Genomic DNA, 7,412 nt, shown 5'->3' on the forward strand with positions numbered 1-7,412 from the left:
AGCTATTTCAGCAGCCGGCCCTCGATCGACCAACGGGCGGCAAGAAAGTTCAGCACAGCCGCCACGATGACGCCGCCGATCTTTGCCGGCCACACGCCGGCGATACCGGCGAAGAGTGCGATCGACAGGCTGGAGACGCCGAGCGAAATCAGCGCCCCAGCCGTGACGAACCGCAGGAAGGCGTCATGCAACCGGATGGCGTGATTGCGCTCGAACGACCAGAAGCCATTCGCCACGAAAGAGAAGATCACGGCGATCGACCACGAGACGACATTGGCGGATAGCGGCGGGACGTGCAGCTTGAGCAGCAGGGAAAAGCCGGCAAGATCGATGGCCGTATTCGCCAGTCCCACAAGCGCAAAGCGGACGATCTTGCTGCCGGTCGAACGCCGGGGCTGTTCGGCGCCGCTCATCCCTTGCCGTCCATGATCTCGACACCGGCGCGGGCCAGGCGTGCGCCGAACGCATCCGAGGCCAGTACCCCGAACTCCACTTCGCGCACGCCTTGCATCGGGTCGCGCGCGCGCAGCGTGTCGTCGACATGGCCGGGGTGGCACATGAACAACCCACGATCCGGCAACGCTTCGACCGCAGCCTCCAGCAATGGGGCAAACTTTTCGGGCTGCCGCCAGTCATAGATGCCGGCGAGCGGCTTCCAAACGGCAAAGCCGGCGCGCTGCATCGATTGGTTGAAGCCGGCGGCCACGGCAGCGATCGCGGCGATCTTCGGTGCGGCGGCGGCATCGCTGAGCGCCGGAGCGCCGCGCAACACCGGCCTGCCGGCAGCTTCGCGAAAATGCGCCCGCAGCCATCCGCGCACGACGGGCAGGAAATGCACGTGCTGATGACCGTCGATGAAGTCGGGCTTACGGCCCAGCGCGTCGACGAAACGACTGTACTGCGCGTCGAGTTCGGCATGGACGTCGCGTTTGTCGATCCGGCCGCGCAGGACCGGCAGGGCCAGAGAACGAAGCGGCGGCAGCCGGCCATCAGGCGCCAGGCTCGATTTGCCCGTGACGGCTGGCTGGTCCGTGAGGGTCAGGTGCAGCCCGATCGCCGCGCGGCCGCACAGTGGCTTTATGCGCGCTGCCGCCTCGGTCCATTCCGGAAAACCGGTCATGCAACTGGTGCCGGTAAGGCGTCGCCGGTCGAGCAGGTCTAGAATCCCGGCGCAAACCCCTGGCGCCAGGCCGTAGTCGTCGGCGATCAGGCGAATACGCCGCGTCATGTCCGGGACGCGCCTGCCGGCCTGTCCGACACGTCGCTGCGCAGGACATCGCGCACGAGATAGACTGGCCGGTCCTTGCTTTCCGAGAGCGTGACCCAGACATATTCGCCGATCAGGCCGAGCAAGGTGAGGTTGAGGCCACCGAGCAGGACGACGGCGACCATCAGGCTGGGATAGCCAGGCACGGCGATCCCGTAGAACATCACTTCGAAGAACACCTTGGCGCCGTAAACGCCTCCCGCCAGCGCCGCCAGCATCCCGCTCAGGCTGATGATGCGCAGAGGGATGACCGAAAACGACGTAAAGCCTTCCAGCGAAAAGGCGATCAGGTTGAGCCGGCTCCATTTCGAGGTGCCGATGGCGCGGTTCTCCGGCGAATAGGGTATGGCTTTCTGGCGGAAGCCTGCCCAGGCGAACAGGCCCTTGTTGAAGCGCCGCTTGTCGCGCAGGCTGGTCAGCGCGCGCGCGACGGTGCCACGCATGACGCGAAAGTCTCCCGCGTTCTCGGGGATGTCGAAACGCTGGCTGCTGTTGATCAGGCTATAGAACAGCTTCGCCAACTGGCTGCGCCGCCAGCTGGCCTCGCGCCGGTCGTTCTGGGCGTAGACGACGTCTATATCGGGGTGCTCCACCAACTCGGCAATCATCTGCAGGCTGATGTCCATGGAATGCTGCAGGTCTGAATCCATGATCAGCACCATGTCGCCGCGCGAGTGGTCGAGGCCGGCAAGCACCGCGACCTCCTTGCCGAAATTGCGGCTGAGGCGGACGATCTCCCACGGTCCCGACAGGGCCTGCGAAAATCGCCCAGCGCCATCGTCGCGGCTGCCGTCGTCGACCAGGATCTTGTGGACGGCCATGCCGAAACGGCTTGATACCGCCTCCTCGAGTCTCTCGAGCAGCGCGGCAAAGGCCGACGCCGATTGCGCCTCGTTGAAGAAGGGCGCCACGATATCGAGTTTCTGACGCAACTCAGCCATGTGCAACGGGTCCGACATTCAGTGTCTTTTGGCGCGCCTTGGCCCAGAACCACCAGATCAGCGAACAGGCGATGAAGGTGACCGCGAGCGGCCGGAACCAGGGGTAGAAGAAATCATGCATGTGGCGCTCGACGCCGGTCAAACCTGTGAGGAACAATACCGTCGACAGCACCGAAGCCAGGACACCGCCACGCTCCTCCCGCCACAGTATGGCGATGGCGAGGCCGGCAGGCACGGCGATCATGGCATAGGTATTTGGCTCGACGCGCGGATTGAAGACGCACATGTAGAAGGCGGCCGTCAGGAAGATCGCCAGTCCGGCCAGTCCAGGCTGCAGCTTGCGGTCGAACCAGAGGACGATCGATAGCGTGAGCAGTGCCACGACGACGCGCACGATCGTGGCGGCGAATTCAGGCATGGGCACTCCCACCGAGGTGAAAGGCGCCGTGAAGTCGCTGGGGACGAAGTGGCCGGACTTGTCGACGGCCATAGAAGTCAGCATGCGGGCGAAATCACCGTACTGCTCGTTGACGTAGCCTGCAGGTGCGAAGGCATATGGTATTGCGAGCACGAACAGCACCGCCAGCGCGAGCACGGGTATCAGCCGCGGGCGCAGAGCCCCCACCAGCAAAAGCATGATGATCGCGGTCGGTTTGGCAATGATGGCGACCGAAGCCCAGAAGAAGGTCTCGGCGCGCCGCCCTTCGAGCGCCGACAGGGTCAGGAGCCAGCAGGCGCCGGTCAGGAGGATCGTCGCCTGGCCGTTGCGGATGGCACCCAGCGCCATCGGCACGGCAAGGAAGAGCCCGAAGGAGAGCAGCCACGGCAATTCTTCGCCGCCGAGCTTGCGCACCTGCCGCATCGCCGCGAAGGTGAGCGCCGCGAAGCCCACCGCATGCCACACCACGCCGCCCAGATACGGTCCAAGCTTCAGCACCGGAATGTAGAGCGCGGCAAAGGCCGGCGCGTAGAGATAGCCCATCTCGGATTGGAGATTGTACAGCGGCTGGCCGCTGAGGAATGCCTCGCTGCCATATCCGTAGGCCTGCATCACCGTGCGCGTGTAGGGCGACCATAACACCAGGCCGAGAACGACCAGGAATGCTCCGACCCACATACCCAGCCCCAAACGGTCGAAAACCGGCTTGGAAATCGTCATCAATACACCCCGCACGCCATCGCGGAAGACGCTTCAGCCTGGCGCCTTCCCGGCATTCGATGGCGGCGACATATCACGGACAAAGCGACGAGGCATAGGGGGCTCAATGGCGTAAGCGGCGATCCGGCCGTTCCGATAGCGGCCGGACACGTGATTGTGTCGAGCGTCGAGAGCAAGGTCACCGCCTTAGGGCCGGATGAAAACCTTGCCGTTGGGCTTGGCCAGTTCTACCGGCACGCGCGCCATTGCCTCGGCCAGCGGAATGACCGCCGTCACGTCGGTCGACCAGCGTCCATCGGAAAAACGCTTCTGCGCTTCGACGATCGCCGGGCCACGGCGATCTCTAGATTGCCGCATCCATTCGCTCAACCAGAAGCCCTCGATACGCTTGTGCTGGAAGATCAACTGGCCGGGTTCGCGGATGACCGTGGCGGCGGGATCGAGCCGGCCATAGATGATCCAGCGCGCCCCTTTCGGCATCGCATTGAAGATGGCGGACGCCAGCGGCCCGGTCACCGCATCGAGGAAGATGCGCGCCTGTTCGGCCTTCATCACCTCGCGCAACGAGGCTTCGAAATCCGGCGCCTTCTCGTTGAGGACATGCGCCGCGCCAAGCTCTTTCAGCATGGCGATCTGCTCATCACGGCGCACGGTGACAACAGGTCGAAACCCTTCCTCCCCGGCCAGGCCGATGATCAGCTTGCAGAGTTGGCTGGCGCCGGCGGTCATGACGAAGGCCTTTTCGCCTTCCTGTTTGACGATGTCGAACATGGCGATCGCGGTCAGCGGATTGACGATCATCGCCGCGCCATCCTCGTCGCGAACCGTATCGAGGAGTGGAATGCAGGCTGCCGCCTCGGCGATGGCATATTCAGCCCACGAGCCCCAATTGCTGAGGCCGGTGGCGAAGGCGACACGCTTGCCGACGAGGCTCTTGGGATAGGGCTCCTCGCCACCCGCGACGACCGTGCCCACGCCCTCGAAACCGGCCGGCTGGCCCTTGGCGCGTGGCTGGCCGTACTGGCCCTTGATGAAGGCGATATCCGATGGATTGATCGAAGCCAGGCTGACCTTGATCAGCACCTGGCTCGGTTCGGGCGCCGGCACCGCAATGCTGCCCGGCTGGAGATACGGCTCCATCGCCTCGAGCACACTGCCGCTCGGCGTCCTGGTATAGCCGTCACCGACCAAGAGCAGCGCCTTCATTTCGGACGGGATCGTCATTGGTGGTATTCCTTTTTCGTCGGCGGGCAACGCGGCCTGACAGCGCTCAGACCTTTTCCTGCGTGTATTTCTTCAGTTCCGTCCGCGCCACCTGCCGCCGATGCACGGCATCCGGCCCGTCGGCGAGGCGCAGCGTCCTGAGGTGCGTCCACGAGCGCGCCAGCGGCGTGTCCTGGCTGATGCCTTGCGCGCCGAACATCTGCACCGCCTCGTCTGTGACCTTCAGCGCGACACGCGGTGCGATGACTTTGATCTGGCTGATCCAGGGGGCCGCGGCACGCGCGTCGCCCTGGTCGATCATCCACGCCGCCTTGAGGCAGAGCAGCCGGGCCATCTCGATCTCCATGCGGCATTCGGCGATGATGTCGAAATTGGCGCCTAGCTTCGCCAGCTTCTGGCCGAAGGCCTCGCGGCGCACGGAACGCTGGCACAGCATCTCCAGCGCCATCTCGGCCTGCCCGATGGCGCGCATGCAGTGATGGATGCGGCCGGGGCCAAGACGGCCCTGCGCGATCTCGAAACCCCTGCCCTCGCCGAGGATCAGGTTCGAGGCTGATATCAGCACATTGTCGAAGCGAAGATGCATGTGGCCATGCGGCGCGTCATCGTCGCCATAGACCTGCATGGCGCGGACCTTGGTCACGCCTTTCGTGTCCGAGGGTACAAGGACCATCGAATGACGGCGATGCCGTGGCTCTTCATCGCCGCCGGTTCGCACCATGACGATGTAGATGGCGCAGCGCGGATCGCCGGCGCCCGACGCCCACCATTTCTCGCCGTTGAGCACATAGTCGCTGCCCTGCCGCTCGCAGCGCATGGAAATGTTGGTGGCGTCGGAGGAAGCGACATCCGGCTCCGTCATCAGATAGGCCGAGCGGATTTTTCCGTCCAGCAACGGCTCGAGCCATTCCCGCTTATGCTCGGCCGAGCCGTAGCGTTCCAGAACCTCCATGTTGCCGGTGTCGGGCGCGGAGCAGTTGAAGGTTTCGGCGCCGAGATGGGCCTTGCCCATCTCCTCTGCCAGATAGGCGTATTCGACGGTGGACAGGCCGTAGCCGCGTTCCGAGCCGGTCAGCCAGAAGTTCCACAGCCCTCGTTCCCAGGCGGTCTTCTTCAGCCCTTCGAGGATCTCGCTCTGTCGCTTGCTGTAGACCCAGCGGTCGCCGGCCCTGCCGACCTCGGCCAAAAATTCCTTGTCGAGCGGCATGATCTCGTCGCGCACCATGGCAGCGACGCGTGCGTGGATCGGCTTCAGCCGCTCGGTCATGCCGAGATTCATCTGCGTCATCGGTCGCTAACCCTTCATGCAGGCCGGGCATTTTATCCGTGGCAAGGATGACCGTACTTCGGATAGCCTTGTCAACGCGAACTGTTTTGCCCGCAGGCGAGGCAAAGGCGCGGAGAATTTGGATGAGCTATCTGGATGAACTGTTTTCGGTTGCCGGCAAGACCGCGCTGGTGACGGGAGCGGCGACCGGCATCGGCCGTATGGCGGCAACCGCGCTGGTCAAGGCCGGTGCCAGCGTGATGATCGCCTCGCGCAAGGGCGAGGACTGCATCAAGGTCGCCGGCGAGTTGAACGGACTTGGCGCCCCGGGCCGGGCAGAAGGCTTTGCCGGCGATGTCTCCAGTGAGGCTGGCATTGCCGCTCTGGTCGGCGAAGTCAAGGCACGGACCGAAAGACTGCATATTCTGGTCAACAATGCCGGCGTGTCCTGGGGCGCGCCGCTGGAGAGCTTCCCTTATTCGGCATGGGCCAAGGTGTTCGGCGTGAATGTCACCGCGGTCTTCCATCTGACACGCGAATTGCTGCCGCTGCTCGATGCTGCCGCAAGCGACGCCGATCCGGCCCGGGTGATCAATCTGGGATCGGTGATGGGCACGCAGCCGCTGGCCGACGATGCCTATTCCTACACCGCCTCCAAAGCCGCCGTGCACCACCTGACGCGCACTCTGGCGATCGAATTCGCTGGCCGCCGCATCACCGTCAACGCCTTCGCACCAGGCCCGTTCCAGAGCCGCATGACCGCATTCGCCACCGGCACGGACGAACAGGCCAGGCATGTCGGCAGCCATGTCCCGATCGGCCGCATCGGCACACCGGATGACATTGCCGGCGCAACGCTCTATTTGTGCAGCCGTGCAGGCAGCTATGTCACCGGCGCCATCCTGCCGATCGACGGCGGGCAGTCGGTGCAGCATGGGTTGACCTTGTTCAAGGAATGACATTTTCCGGCCGCAGAAGTCGGGGGTGAAACAGGAGGACATGAGCGTGGAACCGATAAGTCTCGATGTGCTTCTGGCCAGCGTCGGCAAGGAGGTCGGCGTTTCGCCCTGGCGTGTGGTCACGCAGCGCATGATCGACCAGTTCGCCGACGCCACCGACGACCACCAGTTCATCCACTGCGATCCGGAGCGGGCCAAGCGCGAAACGCCGTTCGGCGGCACCATCGCGCATGGTTTCCTGTCGCTGTCGCTGCTATCGGCGATGACGTTCGAGACCATGCCACCGCTGGAAAACGGCAAGATGGGCGTCAACCATGGCTTCGATTCGCTGCGCTTCCTGGCGCCGGTGAAGACCGGCGCGCGCATCCGCACCCGTTTCGTGCTCGCCGACGTCAAGGTCAGGCCATCGGGCTGGGTGCAGACGGCGCACGACGTGACCATCGAGATCGAAGGTTCGAAGAAACCAGCGCTGACCGCCCGCTGGCTGACGCTGACCTTGATTGAACGCCAGCCCGAGACGGCATGAGACTTCCTGTGTCAACCTGTTGTGAGCAAGAAGCTAGCGGCGGGGTGTTTGTTGGGGTCGTAGGATGTG

At 64.1% G+C, this 7,412-nt stretch carries 8 protein-coding genes; 2 read left to right on the top strand and 6 right to left on the bottom strand.

Going from position 1 to position 7,412, the window contains the following annotated elements; genetic code table 11:
* Window positions 1-2 precede the first annotated feature (2 nt).
* The 6 genes from FJW08_RS11340 to FJW08_RS11365 all read right to left on the bottom strand — a co-directional run bounded on the left by FJW08_RS11340 (window position 3) and on the right by FJW08_RS11365 (window position 5,879).
* Window positions 3-413: a GtrA family protein gene (locus tag FJW08_RS11340; RefSeq protein WP_140810609.1), complete on the bottom strand. Its 411-nt coding sequence runs from the start codon at window positions 411-413 to the stop codon at window positions 3-5.
* A complete protein-coding gene (locus FJW08_RS11345; RefSeq protein ID WP_140810610.1) occupies window positions 410-1,228 on the bottom strand; it encodes a ChbG/HpnK family deacetylase in 819 nt (272 codons plus the stop codon). Before FJW08_RS11345 ends, FJW08_RS11340 begins: the two co-directional genes overlap by 4 nt.
* Window positions 1,225-2,208 carry a glycosyltransferase family 2 protein gene (locus tag FJW08_RS11350; RefSeq protein ID WP_140810611.1) on the bottom strand — a complete coding sequence of 328 codons (984 nt, stop codon included), beginning with the start codon at window positions 2,206-2,208 and terminating at the stop codon, window positions 1,225-1,227. Before FJW08_RS11350 ends, FJW08_RS11345 begins: the two co-directional genes overlap by 4 nt.
* Entirely contained in the window at window positions 2,201-3,367 is a 1,167-nt protein-coding gene (locus tag FJW08_RS11355; protein ID WP_140810612.1) for a glycosyltransferase family 87 protein, read from the bottom strand. Before FJW08_RS11355 ends, FJW08_RS11350 begins: the two co-directional genes overlap by 8 nt.
* A 186-nt stretch (window positions 3,368-3,553) precedes the next feature.
* On the bottom strand, window positions 3,554-4,591 hold the full coding sequence (locus tag FJW08_RS11360; protein WP_140810613.1) for a zinc-binding dehydrogenase: 1,038 nt from the start codon (window positions 4,589-4,591) through the stop codon (window positions 3,554-3,556).
* A gap of 46 nt (window positions 4,592-4,637) precedes the next feature.
* Window positions 4,638-5,879 (bottom strand): acyl-CoA dehydrogenase family protein, encoded by a 1,242-nt coding sequence (locus FJW08_RS11365; protein WP_140810615.1) that lies wholly within the window; start codon window positions 5,877-5,879, stop codon window positions 4,638-4,640.
* Window positions 5,880-6,001: 122 nt separating this feature from the next.
* On the opposite strand from FJW08_RS11365, the gene FJW08_RS11370 reads away from it, so the two are divergent.
* On the top strand, window positions 6,002-6,817 hold the full coding sequence (locus FJW08_RS11370; protein WP_140810616.1) for an SDR family oxidoreductase: 816 nt from the start codon (window positions 6,002-6,004) through the stop codon (window positions 6,815-6,817).
* 40 nt (window positions 6,818-6,857) lie between these two features.
* Window positions 6,858-7,343, top strand: coding sequence for a MaoC family dehydratase (locus FJW08_RS11375; protein WP_019861112.1), 486 nt, complete (start codon window positions 6,858-6,860; stop codon window positions 7,341-7,343).
* The last annotated feature ends 69 nt before the right edge of the window (window positions 7,344-7,412 follow it).

The sequence above is a fragment of the Mesorhizobium sp. B3-2-1 genome, assembly GCF_006439515.1.
In the GTDB taxonomy this organism is placed as follows: Bacteria; Pseudomonadota; Alphaproteobacteria; order Rhizobiales; family Rhizobiaceae; genus Mesorhizobium.